This is a genomic window from Bacteroides stercorirosoris, from assembly GCF_900142015.1.
In the GTDB taxonomy this organism is placed as follows: domain Bacteria; phylum Bacteroidota; class Bacteroidia; order Bacteroidales; family Bacteroidaceae; genus Bacteroides; species Bacteroides stercorirosoris.
This window is the reverse complement of the sequence record NZ_FQZN01000015.1, coordinates 106688-123710: the sequence shown is the minus strand read 5'-3', so window position 1 is coordinate 123710 and position 17023 is coordinate 106688. Positions and strand designations below refer to the sequence as shown.

The following is a 17023-nucleotide window of genomic DNA, read 5'->3' as shown; positions in this document are numbered from 1 at the left end:
ATGAAACGAATAATTAGTGTAATTTGTGTGCTGTTCTCTTTGTTGTCCCTTTCGGCGCAGGAGACTTATCAGAAAGAAACCTTTATTTCTTCCCGCGGTGATACGTTACCCTATCGCTTGCTTCGTCCCGAAACGATGAAAACTGGAGAGAAATACCCTTTGGTGCTTTTCCTGCATGGCGCCGGAGAACGTGGCAGCGATAATGAAAGACAGTTGATGCATGGAGGACAGATGTTTCTCAACCCGGTGAACAGAGAAAAGTATCCTGCGTTCGTGCTTGTACCGCAATGTCCTGTGAGCGGCTATTGGGCGTATATGGAACGTCCTGCATCATTCATGCCGGGCGAGATGCCATTGGATAATCCCCTCACTCCTGTATTTCAGACGGTGAAAGATTTACTGGATATCTATCTGGCAATGCCGCAAGTGGATAAGAACCGCGTTTATATAATAGGGCTCTCCATGGGCGGCATGGGTACGTTTGATATGGCTATCCGTTATCCTGAAATATTTGCAGTCGCAGTTCCTATCTGCGGAACAGTGAATCCTGCCCGGCTGAAAGCCGCTAAACAGGTAAAGTTCCGTATCTTCCACGGTGATGCCGACAATGTGGTTACTCCGGAAGGTTCGCGTGCGGCGTATAAAGCCTTAAAGGCAGCCGGCGCTGATGTGGAATACATCGAATTCCCCGGTTGCAATCATGGCAGTTGGAATCCTGCATTTAATTATCCCGGATTTATGAAGTGGATATTCAGTCAGAAGAAGAAATGAAGAAGATGAAACTCTCTTATCTTATGGACACGTGCCTTTGGGGGAGTTTCCTTTCACTTTCTGCGGCTCTGCGAGATAAATGAATACCACTATTTTCTCATACTTAAGAGAAAATAGTGGTACTTTATATGTCGTTTCTTATCTTAAAGATTACAGATTATTCTCTGTATAATCTCCGTTTGCCTTAATCAGCTCAATCAGTTTCTCCACCGCTTCTTCCTCGGGAATATTCTTCTCGATACATTCTTTCTTCTTATACAGGCTGACTTTCCCGCGTCCGGCACCTACGTAGCCGTAATCGGCGTCCGCCATTTCGCCCGGACCGTTCACGATGCATCCCATGATGCCTATTTTCAAGCCTTTCAGATGCGAGGTTGCCGCTTTCACACGGGTAATGGTGCTTTGCAAATCGAACAGTGTCCGTCCGCAGCCGGGACAGGAGATGAACTCTGTCTTGCTGGTACGCACGCGTCCGGCCTGCAGGATGCCGAAAGCGGTGGTATCTATCAGGGTAGGATGGAGGCTGCCTTGATTGTACAGCAGAATCCCGTCGCACAACCCGTCGAAGATCAGAGCTCCCATATCGGCGGCAGCTTTGATTTGCAGGTTCTCGGCTTCCTCCTCGGCATAATGCTCGAAGAAGACAATAGGGTTCTGCAATCCTTCTTTCATCATTTGGAGTGCCAGGGCGCGTTGCTCTCCCAAGCGGTTGGGATGGTTGCTTTGCGAAACGAGCACCACCTCAGGATGGTACTTCAGGCAGGCAATCGCCTCGTCGTTCAGCCCCATGTATGTGATGAACAAGAATTTCAGTGAAGCGTTGCAGCTGCTCAGGAAAGGCATCTGATCACCTTTGAAGGCAGGCCAGGCATTGGGCTGCCCCATCCATATATCAGCGTCGATGATGCACTGCATACCTTCGGGGAGCTGTTCGGGAACGGAACGTCCTGTATAAACATAATCCGGCATGAACTGCGGATTGAACTCCATATTACCGTCCATACGTGCGGCAATGACTACGGGCAGATTCTCCCCGCCAATATTGTGTACAGGCTTCGTCTCGCGGCGGGTGGGGGAGAGATAATTGAACTCCGGTACATCCGCTCCGGGGATATACGGATGGTCGTGGCGTTGCACGATGTAATCTACTAACTTGCGGGCAACAGGAATTTCGGCTTCGGGCGCTTCGCTCAAAGACACACGAATGGTGTCGCCCAGACCGTCTGCCAGCAAGGCACCGATGCCCAGGGCGGACTTGATGCGTCCGTCTTCACCGTCTCCGGCTTCCGTCACGCCAAGGTGCAGGGGGAATTGCATTCCCTCTTTCTCCATCACAGCAGCCAGCAGACGCACGGTCTTTACCATCACCACCGTGTTGGAGGCTTTGATGGAAATCACGACGTCCGTGAAGTTCTCTTCCACACAGATGCGCAGGAATTCCATGCACGACTCTACCATACCTTCCGGCGTATCGCCATAGCGGGACATAATGCGGTCGGACAGTGAGCCGTGGTTCACGCCGATGCGGATGGCTGTGTAGTTCTCTTTGCAGATATTGAGGAAGGGGACGAAGCGGTCGCGTATCTTCTGCAACTCCTGTGCGTACTCCTCGTCTGTATATTCCAGATGCTTGAAAGTGCGGGCGGCATCCACGTAGTTGCCCGGATTGATGCGTACCTTCTCCACGTACTGTGCCGCTACGTCAGCCACCTTCGGGTTGAAATGAATGTCGGCCACCAGTGGAACCATGTATCCGTCCTGGCGCAGTGCGGCGTTGATGTTCATCAGATTCTCCGCTTCCTTGATGCCTTGGGCCGTAAGCCGCACGTATTCGCCTCCTGCATCTACAATTCGTTTAGCTTGTGCCACGCAGGCTTCCGTGTCCTGTGTGGAGGTGTTCGTCATACTCTGTATGCGTATAGGATTGGAGCCGCCCATAGGGGTGGCTCCAATGTTTACTTCTGATGTTTCCCGACGGGAATAGTTGAATAAATCCATTCTTTCAATTGACAATTGATAATTGACAATTGACAATTCTCTCAATTGATAACCGGCAATCTCCCATGCTCTAATCTGCATAGCTAATTGTCAATTGTCAATTGTCAATTGTCAATTGGTCTTGTATTCGTACTTCACTTCTTTCAGTTCCTCGTTCGCCTTTACGATTTTCTTTTTCAGTCCTTCTTTGTAGGCTGCGAAGGTTGCGGCAAGGTTTTCGTCGCTCAAAGCCAGCATCTGTATGGCAAGAATGGCGGCGTTCATGGCGCCATTGATGGCAACTGTGGCTACGGGGATTCCGGGAGGCATCTGGATGATAGAATAGAGTGCATCTACACCATCCAGCACAGAACCTTTAACGGGAACTCCGATAACAGGCAGTGTCGTGTTGGCTGCGATGACTCCGGGCAGTGCGGCGGCCATGCCGGCTGCTGCGATAATCACTTTCACACCGCGTCCGCGGGCATTCTTGGCAAAATCTTCTACTGCTTCCGGCGTGCGGTGGGCAGAGAGAGCGTTCATTTCGAACGGTACATGTAAATCATTCAGCAGTTGAGCCGCCTTTTCCATAACGGGAAGGTCGGAGGTACTGCCCATGATGATGCTTACTAATGGAGACATAATTATTTAGTTATTAGTGGTTAGTGATTAGTGATTAGTAAGCTGATATTGCGCAGCCGACTAATCACTAATCACTAATAGTTAATCGTTAATCAACGCTTTATAGGCGGCAGCATCCAGCAGGGAATCGAAGTCAGCGTCAGCATCCGGTTTCATCTTGATGAGCCAGCCTTCGCCGTAGGGGTCTTTGTTTACCAGTTCCGGTTGGTCGGCAAGGGCTTCGTTCTGTTCCAGAATCTCTCCGCCTACGGGCAGGAAGAGGTCTGAAATGGTTTTCACTACTTCGATGGTTCCGAATACCTCATCGGCAGCCAGCGTTTCGCCTTCGGCCTGGATATCTACGAATACGATGTCGCCCAGCTGTTCTTGAGCATAATCGGTGATTCCTACATAAGCTACATCGCCTTCAAGGCGTATCCACTCGTGTTCTTTGGTGTACTTTACATTTTCCGGAAAATTCATGATCATATTATTTTAAAGGTTAATACTGTTATAATTGACAATTGATAATTAGAGTTACTTTATATTTCAGATTTTCACTTCTCTCAAAAGAGGAAGATGCGGAACAGGATGTTGCTTAGCGGATGAAGCACCAATAAGGAACAAATCAATCCGACGACAAAACCTACCAGCACTTCTCCTAACGTATGATGTTGCAAAATGATGCGTGCCGTGCCCAAAACGCCTGCAATGAGGATGAACAGGCACAACCACCAGATGGGGTTGTAGCCGAACAGGGCACTAAAAGAAACCAGTCCGCCAACGATGGCTCCCACGCCTGCCATGTGCTCGCTCAACTTCCATTTCAGGTTGACGATGATGCAGATAACCATCATGATGAGGGCGGCAAGGATAATCCCCGTCATGTACCAGGGGATGTTGAGCCGGTGCATCATCACCAGGCAGAATACGTATGAGGTGATGGTGAGCAGGAACGGCATGAAACGCCGCTTGCGTTCGCCCAGGTCTTCGGGGCTGAAACCGTTGATCTTGCGGAACAGGAAGATGGTGAGTGTCGGCATGAGGATGGTGAAGCAGTACACTACTCCCAGCACAATCAGCTTATACTGGATAGGCATGATGCGCAGATACGAGAACAGGAATAAAATCAGGAATGCCAGGAAAGGGATGGAGAACGGCGTGAATACGGCCGAAATCACCCGGGCTGTCCTTATTAAGGTTCTGTCTGCTACGATATGTTGTTCTTCCATGAATTGAATTCTCAAATTAATAATTAATAATTAAAGAATGAAAGGGAGCCGTACGGCTTTCATTCTTTCACTTTTTGATTCTTTCATTATCTCCTCAGCCTTGCCACAGGTATATTCAACTGTTGCCTGTATTTGGCCACGGTGCGGCGGGCTATCGGATAACCTTTCTCTTTCAGTATTTCCGTCAGCTCATCATCCGTATAGGGTTTCTTTTTATCTTCGTTGTCAATGCATTCCTTCAGAATCTTCCGGATTTCGCGTACAGACATTTCTTCGCCGTCTTCGGTGACGTAGCCGTCGCTAAAAAAGAATTTCAGCGAATAGATGCCGTAGTTGGTCTGCACATACTTGCTGTTGCTGACGCGGGAGATGGTAGAGATGTCCAGTCCGGTGCGTTCTGCAACATCTTTCAATATCATGGGGCGGAGCAACGATTCGTCTCCTTCGAGAAAGAAAGGACGTTGCAGGTCGATGATGGCTTGCATGGTGGTCATCAGCGTATTTTGGCGTTGCTTTACGGCGTCAATGAAGCCTTGTGCCGCATCCATTTTCTGTTTCAGGAACATCATGGCTTCTTTGGATTCTTTTGACTGGTTCGCCTTGTTCTTGGTGTGCTCTTCCACCATTTCGGTGAAGTCGCGGCTCATGCGCAATTCCGGCACATTGCGGTTGTTCAATGCCAGGCTGATGGTGCCGTCGTCGTAGGTGTCTACGATGAAGTCGGGGACAATCTGCTGCATGTTACGGCCGATAGCTTCGCCCAGGGATGCACCCGGACGCGGATTCAGTTTGCAGATTTCCTTGATGGCCTGTTCGAAAGCGTCTTCTTCCAGACCGAGTTTCTGCTGTATCTTGTCCCAATGCTTGCGGGTGAATTCCTCGTAGCATTCGGAGATGATGGCTTCTTCTATATAAAGTAGAGGGTTGGGGGTGAAGTGTTGCTGCTCTATCTTACGGTGAATCTGGATGAGCAGGCATTCTTGCAGGTTGCGGGCACCCAGTCCGGCAGGGTCAAAGTCCTGAATGATTTTCAGTGCTTCATCCAGTTCTTCGGGCGTACATTCGATACCGGCGTAGATGGCAAGTTCGTCGCAGATGCTGTCCAGTGATTTACGCAGCAAACCGTCGTCATCCAGTGAGCCGATCAGATATTCCGCCAGTTCGCGCTGATGGTCGGTCAGGTTGCGCTCGCCTAATTGTTCTTTCAGGGTTTCATAGAAAGATGTGGCATCAGAGAAAGGAATCTCTTCTGCTTGTTCACCTTTGCTGCGGTTGTTTTCCTGCAATTTATAGTCGGGGATGTCGTCTTCACTCAGATAGTCGCTCAATGAGTCGTACTCATTGGCTCCGTTGTCTTCGGCAGAGTTATCTGCGTCCGGACTGTCAGAAAAGTCATCGCTTGCCGTATCCTCTTTCCCTTCTTCCAGGGCGGGATTTTCCAGAAGTTCCGCATGTATACGGTCTTCCAGCTCTACGGCAGGTAACTCCAGTAGCTTGACTACCAGAATTTGTTGAGGCGATAGTGTCTGTACCTGCTGTTGCGCCTGAGTTTGTACTTGTCTGGAACCTTGTGCCATACTAAATTCTTTTCTTTTACTCGCCACAAAGATAATGCAAACCGAGACAGAATAAAATGAACTCGTTCATTTTTTATGCCGGGGTGCAGCTTATCTTCGCACTTTTTGCAAAAATAGTGAATAGTTCGGGAACGCGAAATGTTCTCGGCATAACTTTTCGTGCAAGCATGAAAGTAATTGCACTCAATTTGCATAATCTTTGCTAAAAGCGAAGATAAGCTGCACCTCGGCATTAAAAATAGGCAAGCTTATTTTGTACTGCTTTCGGTTTGCATTATCTTTGCGAATATCAACTAAAAAAATAGCGACATCATGTTTGATAAAGAAACTTATGTGCAGCGCAGAGCCCTGCTGAAAAAAAATATCGGCTCCGGAGTATTGTTGTTCCTGGGAAATGATGAACAGGGATTAAATTACGAGGATAACGCTTTCCGCTATCGTCAGGATTCCACTTTCCTTTACTATTTTGGTTTGTCCTTTGCCGGACTTTCCGCCATAATTGATGTGGACGAAGATAAAGAAATCATCTTCGGAGATGAATTGACTATCGACCATATCGTGTGGATGGGCACGCAACCTACCCTGAAAGAGAAAAGTGAACGGGTAGGCATCAGAGAAACACAACCCTCGGCCGAGATTGTCAGCTACTTGCACAAGGCTGTACAAAAAGGGCAGACGGTACACTATCTGCCTCCTTATCGTCCTGAACATAAGTTGAAACTGATGGACTGGCTGGGCATTCCGCCTGCACGCCAGGAGGGCTCAGCGCCGTTTATCCGTGCGGTGGTGGCTCAACGTAACTATAAATCTGCCGAAGAAATAGTAGAGATAGAAAAGGCGTGCGACGTTACTGCCGACATGCACATCAAAGCTATGGAAGTGATTCGTCCGGGCATGTACGAATATGAGGTAGTGGCAGAGATGAACCGTGTGGCGGAGATGAATAACTGCGAACTCTCTTTCCCGACGATTGCGACGATTAACGGCCAGACTTTGCATAATCATTATCATGGCAATAAGATTAAACCGGGCGATTTGTTTCTGATTGATGCCGGAGCTGAACTTCCGTCGGGGTATTGTGGTGATATGTCATCTACTGTGCCTGCCGATAAGACGTTTACTTCGAAGCAGCGTGCTGTCTATGAGATTCAGAATGCCATGCATCTGGAATCTGTGAAGGCGCTCCGTCCGGGTATTCCTTATATGGAGGTTTATGACTTGTCCGCCCGTGTCATGGTGGAAGGTCTGAAAGGACTGGGACTGATGAAGGGGAATGCGGACGATGCGGTTCGCGAAGGTGCTCATGCGTTGTTCTATCCTCACGGTTTGGGACACATGATGGGACTGGATGTTCACGATATGGAGAACCTGGGCGAAGTCTGGGTAGGATATGACGGTCAGCCTAAGAGTACGCAGTTCGGACGCAAGTCGCAACGTCTTGCCATTCCTCTGGAACCGGGCTTTGTACATACCGTTGAGCCGGGTATTTATTTCATTCCCGAACTGATTGATATGTGGAAAGGGGAAAAGAAATTCATGGATTTCATCAACTACGACAAAGTGGAAGAATATCGCGACTTTGGCGGCATCCGCAACGAGGAGGATTATCTTATCACTGAAACCGGTGCCCGCCGCTTAGGTAAGAAGATTCCGTTGACGCCGGAAGAGGTGGAGGCTTTGAGATAAAATAGAATTATTAAGAAATAGTTTTGTAAATGATAATTTAGCGGGCATCCGCCCGCTAAATTATCATTTACTTGTGATATAGTATTTGTCTTCAGACAATTTCTCCCTCTTCCGTGATTTTAATTTTCACCTCATTCTTTCCTTGTTCCAGTTCCACCAGATAATAATTTCCGGCAGGCGTTTCAAAATATTCGGCATCGTCCACTACGTGACCGTTGTATTGTGAAGCATTGATGGCTTCTGTCACCTTTGCCGGGAGTGTATAAACATCCCATGATGTTGAAATCCATTCATACGTTGTGCCGAGCAATACTTCTTTGCTGCGGTTGTCATGTATAATATCAATTTCAATCACTCCGTGCTCCGTTTCGATTTCGATGATGCGGGCATTGGGATAGTTCTTCTGTATAAATTCTGTTGCGGTAGTCACCATTTCCGATGGTGTGTCCGGCAGTAGCGATTCATTATCGCCGTCACCATCATCATTTACGGCTTTGACAAGGATGCCATCTGCCGAATAATGCAAGTCCATATCTACATCCTGTGGAGATTCCACTTCAATGATATAGATGATTTCTTTCACAGCATTACGCTCAATGCGGTCCACTTCATTGTCTCTTTTCCAGGAAGCATATTCACTGCTCTCGAAAGAAGTTTTCACGGCTTGCGGAATGGCATTGTACGGCATTTCCGTTTCTGTCATGTACCAGGTACCGTCTGCGGTGTACCAGGCTTCTGTTTTATACCCGTTGTCACTCTTGTTGTTAAACTCCGCTTTGTAGTATTGTCCTTTCGAAACGGTTTTGGTTTCCCAGCTCAGATTAGCTGTGTTAGAGAAGCTGCTGTCGAACGCATTGCGTACAGCTTCGGGAACTTTGGAACTTGGGAGGTCGTCGTCATCGTCGTTACTGCAACTTTGCAAGCCAATCATGCCCATGGTCAACAGGGCGAAATACATTTTCAATTTCATAGCTATTTGTCTTTTAGAGTTATTAATGTCATTGTTCTGTCAGATTATTACTGATTGTGTTGCAAAGATGGCGGGCAATTCTGGAAGAAATTGGGAATTTGGGGGCAAAAGTGGATTATAAATTCTATATTTGCGATTTTAACATTAAAATGGGCTGATTGCTAATGAACTTATAATAATATGGTACAAAAATTAGGAGAACACACGCGTATTGATGTGGCCGACGTGCTACGCGGACTGGCTGTTATGGGCATCATTGTATTACATTCTATCGAGCATTTCAATTTCTATTCATTTCCTGATACATCCACCCAGAGTGCCTGGCTTAACTTTTCAGACAAGGCGATATGGGACGGACTTTTCTTTATGTTCGGAGGGAAAGCTTATGCTGTTTTTGCTTTGCTGTTCGGTTTCAGTTTCTTCATTCAGGACAATAACCAGCGTATGCGTGGCAAGGATTTCCGTCTGCGTTTCTGCTGGCGGTTAGTGCTGCTATTCATTTTTGGTAATATAAATGCTGCATTCTTTACGGCCGAAGTATTGGTGCTCTACTCTTTGGTAGGTTTTATTTTGCCGCTTACCTGCCGGTTGAAGGATAAATGGTTATTCGTTCTGGCTTGTGTGTTGCTGATACAGCCGTTGCCACTTTATTACGTGATACGCGCTTGCATGGATTCCTCTTTTGTGACGCCTTCCATTCCTACGGGTAGTTACTGGGGAGCTGCCTTCCAAGTCCAAAGCCACGGTACATTCCTCGAAACTGTGCGTGTGAATTTGTGGGAGGGGCAGATTGCCAGCCTTGCCTGGGCATGGGACCACGGACGTGTATTCCAGACTGCTGCTCTCTTCCTGCTCGGTCTGTTGATAGGACGCCGGGGACTTTTCCTGAAAGAAAACCTGAAAGTATGGAATAAGGTGCTTTGTGGTGCCCTTATCGCTTTCTTTCCTTTGTACGGATTGGGCAATATGCTTCCGGATTTCATTACTAATAAATCCATTCTTGCCCCTCTCTCCCTTATCATCACTTCACTTTCCAAGTTCTCATTTATGCTGATACTGGTGTCCGGCGTCATCTTTGCTTTCTACCGGACGAACCTGCACGGGTTGCTGATGAAGATTACTCCTTATGGTAAGATGAGTCTCACCAACTATATCACCCAAAGCATCATCGGCTCGCTGATTTTCTATAATTGGGGGCTTGCCATGCACTCTCAGTTGGGCATTACTGCCAGCTTCCTGGTAGGTGTGCTTCTCTTCTTCGTCCAGTTTGCTTTCTGCTGCTGGTGGATGAAGCGACATGCTCACGGGCCGTTGGAGTACTTGTGGAAACGGGCGACTTGGTTGAAATAAGGAGTATTTCAGAGATATTTCTCCCACAGATAACGGAGCGGACTGAACAAACGTGCAGTTACGCTCCGTTCGTCTGTCATGACCTCTGCCGTGCCCGAAAGTTCTCCATTGAAGTCCAGTTGCCTGCCATAGGAAGTGCATAAGTTTTGTGGCAGACTGACGGTGACTGTGTACACGTTTTCTTCATTCGCCAATAGCGAAACAGACAACACTTCTCCGGTGAGGAAACCGAATTCCATGTACGGATATCCTGTGACGCTAATATTTACTCTCTGACCGGTGGTAACCTTACCCGAACCGCTGACCGGTAGTTTTATTTTCCCGATAATATCTCCCGGTGCGGACGTCACGATAGAGAATACCTTGTCTCCTGCATTGACATTCTGGTTCTTTTGCCATATATTGTTGTAGGATAGTATACCTCCGGCAGGGCTGATGAAAAGACACTCCAATTCCCAATCGCTGATGCTTACTTTCAAATCATTGAGAGCTGCTTTTAGAGAAGCATTTAGAGTATTGGCCTCCCGGCTGCGTTCCATGCGGATTTCAACAATATTCTGTTGTAGTTGTGCTTCCTGTATTCTGGCAGATGAGAGGGATGTCATTAATTGTTCCTGTCCTTGCCTGCGATTCAGATAGGTCTGTTGTGCCTCTTCGTAATCTGCTTTCGATATCAGTCCTTTGTCGAACAATATCTTTTCACGTCCGTGGGTGGCGGATGCTATTTGCACCTGTTCTTTATCCAGTTCGGCTTGTTTGTTCAGGTGCAGGATATACTTTTGATATTCTCGCAGTTCCTTACAGGCTGCCTGTTCTTTTTGCGTGTAGAGGTCAATTGAAAGGAAATTACGGTAATCCGTCAGACTTTTGATGAATGAAGCATACGTATTCTGTATGGTTCCGAGTTGCGGTTTCTCAGGAAAGATGGCTTGACAAATGCAACTGTCCGTCAGAATAAAAGTGGCGAGTCTCTCTTTTATATTAAGGACGTCGGTAGTGACGGCCGGGTTTTCCAGTACAGCTATGATGTCTCCAGCTTGCACGGTATCCCGGTCTTTGCAATATACTTCCTGCACCTTTCCGCTTCCTTTTGATACGATCCATACAGGTGGATGTTCGGTTGTGATAGTGATTTCAGTGCTTATGATATCCGGGTATTTGAAGAAACAACCACCGATGAAAAGTAGTGCCAATACTCCGAAGAAAACTGTTATTCCCCATCTGATTAGTGCGTGCGGCGGCCGTGTCAGTATCTCCTGCACCTCCTCACACCTTAATTCTATGTCTTTCTCTTCTTGCTTCTTCATAACTCTCAACTCTCGACTTTTAACTCTCAACTTCTCAAAGCTCCAATTGATTTTTCACCAATTGATAATATCTTCCTTCCAGAGCAATCAGCGCTTCATGCGTTCCGGTTTCTGCTATTTTTCCCTGTTCTATTACGATGATTTGCTCTGCATTCCTCACAGTGCTCAGACGATGGGCTACAACGACAGATGTCCTTCCTTTGAAGAAGGTTTGCAGGTTGTTCATGATGATGCGTTCGTTGTTGGCATCCAGTGCGTTGGTTGCTTCGTCAAAGAAGATGAATTCCGGGTCTTTATACACGGCGCGGGCAATGAGTATACGTTGCTTCTGTCCCTGACTTAATCCGTGTCCTTCTTGTCCTATCTTGGTGTTGTACCCTAAAGGCAGTTCTTCTATGAAATCGTGTATGTTTGCCACTTCGGCGGCATGGCGCAATTTCTTCTTGTCGATGCGTTCCACACCGGGAGCGATATTTCCGGCTATGCTGTCGGAGAATATAAAACCATCCTGCATTACTACACCGCACCGCTTGCGCCATTCGCGAATACTATAACTTCCCAGTGGAGTATCCCCGATGAAGATATCGCCGCTTGCGGGCGGGTAGAATCCTAACAGTAGTTTAACGAGTGTTGTCTTTCCGCTTCCGCTCATACCCACGATGGCTGTTTGCTTGCCCGGTGGAATCACCAGACTTACATTGTCCAACGTCGGGTATTCGCTTAGCGGATCATATTTGAAGTTAAGGTTTTGGAGTCTTATTTCTTTTCCTTCCGGTATTTCCCGCAGTAATTCGCGTGTGGGGTCTTCTTCATCCGGCTTGTCGCGCACTTCGCTGAGGCGGTTCATGCTGAGGCGTGCATCCTGCATATCGCGGGCAAAGGCGATGAGTTCGTTTACCGGACTGTTCAGTTGTCCGATGATGTATTGCACGGAGAGCATCATACCCAGTGTCATTTCTCCTTTCACCACCAGACTTGCCACAAGTGCGGTTATCAGTAGGTTCTTGCTTTGATTAATCAGCACTGCTCCCGAATCCTGATACTGTCGCAGGGCAAGGCTTTTGATGTTTACTTTGAATAGCTTCGCTTGTATTCGCTCCCATTCCCAGCGCTTCTGTTGTTCGCAGGCACTGAGTTTTATTTCTTGCATACCGTTTACCAGTTGTACTACCGTGCTTTGATTGGCACTCTGCTGGGCAAAACGCTTGTGATCCAGTTCGGCGCGCTTCTTCATGAATAGCCAGACGTATGCAACGTACAGGGCACTTCCGCCCATGAAGATAAGGAATATCATGCCACTGTACACCAACAGTACAATGCCGAAGATGATAATATTGAATACGGAAAAGATAACGCTGAGGCTACTTCCCGTCAGGAAATCCTGTATGCGCTTGTGGTCGTTGATGCGTTGCAGGATGTCTCCTGTCATTTTACTGTCGAAGTAGCTGATAGGCATCTTCATCAGTTTGATAAGGAAGTCCGATATGAGGGCGATGTTGATGCGTGTGCCCAGATGTAGCAATATCCAGCCCCGTATGAAATCTACGGCACTGCTGCTGAAAGACAGCATCAATTGGGCAATCAGCACCAGATAAATAAAACCGAGATTCTGGTTGTTGATGCCGAAGTCTACTACCGATTGTGTAAGGAAGGGTAACATGAGCTGTATCATGCTGCCCAGTAGCAGACCTAAAAGTAGTTGCCCCACCAACCCCCGGTACGGGCGGAGATAGGAGTAGAGGAAGCTAAAACCTCTGCGATTCACTTCGTCTCCCTCGTCCTCTATTGTATAAAATTCGGGTGTGGGCTCCAGCAACAACGCCACACCTGTGTCTTCTTCGTTCTTTCGGGAACTCAGCCAGCAATTACAAAATTCTTCTTTGGTGTATTTTAGCTTTCCTGCACCGGGATCGGCCACCCAAACATGCTTGTCGTTGAGCTTATATACTACGACAAAGTGCTGCTGGTTCCAATGTATGATGCAGGGTAAAGGGGCTTCCTGTAGCTTTTCATAACCCACTTGTACGCAAATACTGCGAAAACCAATCTTTTCTGCCGCTTCGCTGATACCAAGCATGGATACCCCTTCACGGGTGATGAATGACTTTTCCCTTAACCCTTCCAGCGAATAGCGTTTGCCATAGAAGGCGGCTACCATGCGGAGGCAGGTGGGGCCGCAGTCCATGGCGTCATGCTGGATGTAGTGAGGGAAGTGCTTCATTGTTGAATCTTAATATAGGTAGTCAATGTCTTTAATACTGAAGTAGTTGGGTAGCTTGTACCCATTAATAAAAATTGTTGGAGTAGTATATATTTTATGATTTAAACACCATTTTTCTTGTGCGACAATTAATTTTTCAATCTCAAATTCTCCTTGTGTTATTTTTGCCTCTTTTAGCAATTTGTTCTTACTTATAGGGTACTTAGTAACATAATCCTCTAATAGTATTGAAAATTTGTCTGAATCATTATTATACTCTTGTATTAATAGTTTTGTGATAGTTTGAGATTCTGGATGCTTTTCTCGGTCCAATAAGAATACTAATTCTAATTGAATATCCTTTTTCCTATGCAGAATAGGAAGTAGTATTTGTAATTCCTTTATGCATGAGGTGCAGATAGGACTGAAAATTAGTGTGAGTTGCGTTTTTGCATTGGGGACTCCAATACTTAACTTTTGAACTTTATTTAGGCTTGTAATTTGTACTTCTTTTGAAAAAAGATACTGAGAGATGTTGTCATCATAAATAAGTTCATTGAATTTTCTTTGTAAGGAAAGATGTTTTGTATGGGTACTAATAAGTTGCTTTATTATCATATATATTGAAAGTATGGTTAAGGCTGTTATCATTAATCCAAGCAGATTATTAGGCTGAATTACTTTATATATATTTTTAATGTTTAGTGTACATATACTTAATGCAAATAGGTAAATAAAAACTATTTGTACGGATAGACAAAGGGTACACCATTTTTTTGCAATGTATTTTTGATAGTAGAGAGAATAGCATACATATCCGATGCAAAGGATCGAGAATAGATTGATGACTATTTGAGAAATACTAAATGGAAAAAGTAGTGTTACTATCAGAAGAAATGCAAAATACACAAATCCTACATCGCTCCAAGATATAAGACCGAGAAAGTATGCATCTTTGAAATCTAAGATAGATGAACAATCTATTTTGCTTTTATTTCCTGATGCAGAACATAATTTTTTTATATGAATATTGTTTTTGTCTATTTGTTCTATGAAGAGAAGTGTGGATGCGGATATTCCTCCTAAAATACCTATTAGATATAGATAAAATAGAATGCTTTGTTCTTGTTTTGAAATGAGTGTATAGATGAACGACAAAATAATGCAGAGAATTAAAAAAGGGAACCTTATTTGATTAATAAAGGTGTTGAATTTTTCCTTAAATGAAATTTTAATGTAGCCTTGTTTCTCATCTATTAAAAGAATATTGCCATCCCACATATGATCGAAATCTGTCCTGTCTATAGTTTCGATATTTCCTTCTACATCTATCATCTGAACATTGTCAGGAGTTATATTCGTGATAAAAAGGAATAAATCAACATTCGTAGTAATATGTGCAATGAATGGGCGTGGCAGATTTTGTAATTCTTCATAAGTTACATGCATAGCAAAGCTCTCTTTTCCCATTTGTTGTAGAATGTATTGCAGGGAAAGGAAACTAGGTGCATTCGGGTGCTCTTTTAATATTTGGAATAGCGCGCTAGAATAGTTACAGTTATATTGTTTTGCAATAATTTTCAATAAACTCCTTGCATTGTCTTTTATAATCTTACGATGTGCATTCATATTACAAATATTTATTCAAGGTTGCTTTTATTCGTTTGTCACTTGGTCTGGGGGCATTCATTTCTACCAACTTTCCGTTTTTATCAATTATGATATAGCGAGGAATTAGTCTTAGATTTATATCCTCCAGCATTTTACAGTTTTTAGAATTCAGGATAAAATAGTTGGTTGCTATTGTTGATAGTTTTTCTTCCTGGACTGCTTTTTCCCAACTGTTTTCCGTATCATTGTATGCCAGATATACGAATACGGCATCTTTTCCCTCGTATTGTTTCCTTAATTCGCTCGCAGGCTCCATTTCTTTTCGGCAAGGTACGCACCAGCTTGCCCAAAAGTCTATATAGATAACTTTCCCTTTGTGTTTCTTTAATAGCTGCTGGAAATTGATTATATTGCCTTGGATGTCTTTCAGCAAAAGTTGGTTGGCATCTGCTGATAGATTATATTGTTCAACGAACTTGCTGTAAAGGATAGAGTCCCCTGTGATTTTGACATATTTATTGAGATAGGTGTTTAAATCTTCAGCAGAAAAGTTTTCTCCTATTTCATTAATACATCGCTGAAGCAAAATTTGCATGGATTTAGGTTGAAAGGGTTTTGCGGATAATTCATCAAAAGTCTGTCGCCAGTCGTAGTATGAGCTCTGCGATTCTATTATTCCCTTAACGTGATAATTGAAGAACCATAAGTAATAATCCAGAAATTCATAATAAGATGGATAACAGGTATATTCGTCCAAGATTTCTTGTTCCATCTTATGGTAGTATGTAGAATCTTTATTTAGCATCCGTTGCGATTCGTGTACTTTCAATTGCAACAAGTAGTTGCAGCGATTGTATATTTCATTTGTGATGAATCGTTGTTGTTTGAGAAAGTTGACTGTATCTATATATGCTTTTCTATAATCATTAAACATATTATGCAGAGAATCTAGTGGGCAATAATCTTTTATCCAACCTTCTATGTTTTGTGCTTGGGCGAAATCTATATTTTGGGCAATCCAAACCCAATCGCTTCCTAAACATGTTTTTGCTTCTAGCCCAGAATGTGTACGTCCTTTACGCAACTTATGGTTTATATTATATATATGGTTATATTTTGGATAATGTTTACTTTTTAAGAGAGGATAATCTAAAGAGTCCATAGAAATAATGATGGTATCTCCTTGCTTAATAGAGTAATAGATGTATTCGAAATTCAAATAACTTAATGCAATTTCTTTATATTCTTTTGGGCAACTGAGGACTAGAGTATCGAAATCAATTTTAGGAGTATGACTTACGAAATTTCCCAGGTCGTTTATATAGGAGATTTTGGGCATGTCTATGTGGAAGAAACCTAATCCAGGAGTTTTGTATGGTTTGGGGTTATAATGGTTAAAGCATAAGACTATTTCTTTATTAATATCAGTCTCTTTGTACTCATTTCTTTGGCAAGAAATGTGTATACAGAGGAATATCGGTAGGACTATTCTACTAAACTTCATTAGTGTTGTTTTTTGACTTAAAGAATTTGGAGTCTATTTCAATAAGTAAAAAGAGAGTGCATAATACGTGTGTACAACACACCCTCCTTTTTCTGATCTTTTTCTTAAATTTTCGTTTTCAGTTTATTCCTAACATCTGTTAAGTAAGTGATTCATCTGATCAATTACTGAATCAAATGAATTATTCCAAATGTATAATGAATGGACTGATATTACG

General features: G+C 44.5%; 13 protein-coding genes. 3 read left to right on the top strand and 10 right to left on the bottom strand.

Annotated features, from left to right (window positions below; all coding sequences use genetic code 11):
* Nucleotides 1-771, top strand: coding sequence for a carboxylesterase family protein (locus BUC01_RS12720; RefSeq protein WP_073313879.1), 771 nt, complete (start codon nucleotides 1-3; stop codon nucleotides 769-771).
* Nucleotides 772-921: 150 nt separating this feature from the next.
* On the opposite strand, the gene BUC01_RS12715 is transcribed toward BUC01_RS12720, so the two are convergent.
* From BUC01_RS12715 to rpoN, 5 genes are all read right to left on the bottom strand, one after another.
* Complete coding sequence (locus tag BUC01_RS12715) at nucleotides 922-2769, bottom strand: 4-hydroxy-3-methylbut-2-en-1-yl diphosphate synthase (protein ID WP_073313877.1); 1848 nt, start codon at nucleotides 2767-2769, stop codon at nucleotides 922-924.
* Between the two features lie 111 nt (nucleotides 2770-2880).
* Nucleotides 2881-3390: a 5-(carboxyamino)imidazole ribonucleotide mutase gene (gene purE / locus BUC01_RS12710; RefSeq protein WP_025830614.1), complete on the bottom strand. Its 510-nt coding sequence runs from the start codon at nucleotides 3388-3390 to the stop codon at nucleotides 2881-2883.
* 81 nt (nucleotides 3391-3471) lie between these two features.
* Nucleotides 3472-3852: a glycine cleavage system protein GcvH gene (gene gcvH, locus BUC01_RS12705; protein WP_044154945.1), complete on the bottom strand. Its 381-nt coding sequence runs from the start codon at nucleotides 3850-3852 to the stop codon at nucleotides 3472-3474.
* An 83-nt stretch (nucleotides 3853-3935) separates the two neighbouring features.
* Nucleotides 3936-4601: a membrane protein gene (locus BUC01_RS12700; RefSeq protein WP_025830613.1), complete on the bottom strand. Its 666-nt coding sequence runs from the start codon at nucleotides 4599-4601 to the stop codon at nucleotides 3936-3938.
* An 86-nt stretch (nucleotides 4602-4687) separates the two neighbouring features.
* Nucleotides 4688-6178, bottom strand: coding sequence for an RNA polymerase factor sigma-54 (gene rpoN / locus BUC01_RS12695; protein WP_073313875.1), 1491 nt, complete (start codon nucleotides 6176-6178; stop codon nucleotides 4688-4690).
* 312 nt (nucleotides 6179-6490) lie between these two features.
* On the opposite strand from rpoN, the gene BUC01_RS12690 reads away from it, so the two are divergent.
* A complete protein-coding gene (locus BUC01_RS12690; RefSeq protein ID WP_073313873.1) occupies nucleotides 6491-7864 on the top strand; it encodes an aminopeptidase P family protein in 1374 nt (457 codons plus the stop codon).
* Nucleotides 7865-7955: 91 nt separating this feature from the next.
* On the opposite strand, the gene BUC01_RS12685 is transcribed toward BUC01_RS12690, so the two are convergent.
* On the bottom strand, nucleotides 7956-8834 hold the full coding sequence (locus BUC01_RS12685; protein ID WP_025830612.1) for a PepSY-like domain-containing protein: 879 nt from the start codon (nucleotides 8832-8834) through the stop codon (nucleotides 7956-7958).
* 180 nt (nucleotides 8835-9014) lie between these two features.
* Between BUC01_RS12685 and BUC01_RS12680 the strand changes: the two genes are divergently transcribed.
* Nucleotides 9015-10184, top strand: a complete 1170-nt coding sequence (locus BUC01_RS12680; protein WP_025830611.1) for a DUF418 domain-containing protein — start codon at nucleotides 9015-9017, stop codon at nucleotides 10182-10184.
* 8 nt (nucleotides 10185-10192) lie between these two features.
* On the opposite strand, the gene BUC01_RS12675 is transcribed toward BUC01_RS12680, so the two are convergent.
* Genes BUC01_RS12675 through BUC01_RS12660 form a run of 4 tightly spaced genes read right to left on the bottom strand, consistent with a single transcriptional unit; the run spans nucleotide 10193 to nucleotide 16806 of the window.
* Complete coding sequence (locus tag BUC01_RS12675; protein WP_025830610.1) at nucleotides 10193-11491, bottom strand: HlyD family secretion protein; 1299 nt, start codon at nucleotides 11489-11491, stop codon at nucleotides 10193-10195.
* 34 nt (nucleotides 11492-11525) lie between these two features.
* The gene (locus BUC01_RS12670) at nucleotides 11526-13712 is read right to left on the bottom strand and encodes a peptidase domain-containing ABC transporter (protein ID WP_025830609.1); all 2187 of its coding nucleotides are present in this window, start codon (nucleotides 13710-13712) and stop codon (nucleotides 11526-11528) included.
* Between the two features lie 9 nt (nucleotides 13713-13721).
* Nucleotides 13722-15320, bottom strand: coding sequence for a cysteine peptidase family C39 domain-containing protein (locus BUC01_RS12665; protein WP_073313871.1), 1599 nt, complete (start codon nucleotides 15318-15320; stop codon nucleotides 13722-13724).
* Nucleotide 15321: 1 nt separating this feature from the next.
* Nucleotides 15322-16806, bottom strand: coding sequence for a TlpA family protein disulfide reductase (locus tag BUC01_RS12660; RefSeq protein ID WP_025830608.1), 1485 nt, complete (start codon nucleotides 16804-16806; stop codon nucleotides 15322-15324).
* Nucleotides 16807-17023 lie beyond the last annotated feature (217 nt).

Bases quoted from the DNA above. Each gene is read 5' to 3' on its own strand.
- BUC01_RS12685 (WP_025830612.1), bottom strand. From the start codon at position 8,834: ATGAAATTGAAAATGTATTTCGCCCTGTTGACCATGGGCATGATTGGC.
- gcvH (WP_044154945.1), bottom strand. From the start codon at position 3,852: ATGAATTTTCCGGAAAATGTAAAGTACACCAAAGAACACGAGTGGATA.
- purE (WP_025830614.1), bottom strand. From the start codon at position 3,390: ATGTCTCCATTAGTAAGCATCATCATGGGCAGTACCTCCGACCTTCCC.
- BUC01_RS12690 (WP_073313873.1), top strand. From the start codon at position 6,491: ATGTTTGATAAAGAAACTTATGTGCAGCGCAGAGCCCTGCTGAAAAAA.
- BUC01_RS12675 (WP_025830610.1), bottom strand. From the start codon at position 11,491: ATGAAGAAGCAAGAAGAGAAAGACATAGAATTAAGGTGTGAGGAGGTG.
- BUC01_RS12665 (WP_073313871.1), bottom strand. From the start codon at position 15,320: ATGAATGCACATCGTAAGATTATAAAAGACAATGCAAGGAGTTTATTG.
- BUC01_RS12715 (WP_073313877.1), bottom strand. From the start codon at position 2,769: ATGGATTTATTCAACTATTCCCGTCGGGAAACATCAGAAGTAAACATT.
- rpoN (WP_073313875.1), bottom strand. From the start codon at position 6,178: ATGGCACAAGGTTCCAGACAAGTACAAACTCAGGCGCAACAGCAGGTA.
- BUC01_RS12680 (WP_025830611.1), top strand. From the start codon at position 9,015: ATGGTACAAAAATTAGGAGAACACACGCGTATTGATGTGGCCGACGTG.
- BUC01_RS12700 (WP_025830613.1), bottom strand. From the start codon at position 4,601: ATGGAAGAACAACATATCGTAGCAGACAGAACCTTAATAAGGACAGCC.
- BUC01_RS12720 (WP_073313879.1), top strand. From the start codon at position 1: ATGAAACGAATAATTAGTGTAATTTGTGTGCTGTTCTCTTTGTTGTCC.
- BUC01_RS12660 (WP_025830608.1), bottom strand. From the start codon at position 16,806: ATGAAGTTTAGTAGAATAGTCCTACCGATATTCCTCTGTATACACATT.
- BUC01_RS12670 (WP_025830609.1), bottom strand. From the start codon at position 13,712: ATGAAGCACTTCCCTCACTACATCCAGCATGACGCCATGGACTGCGGC.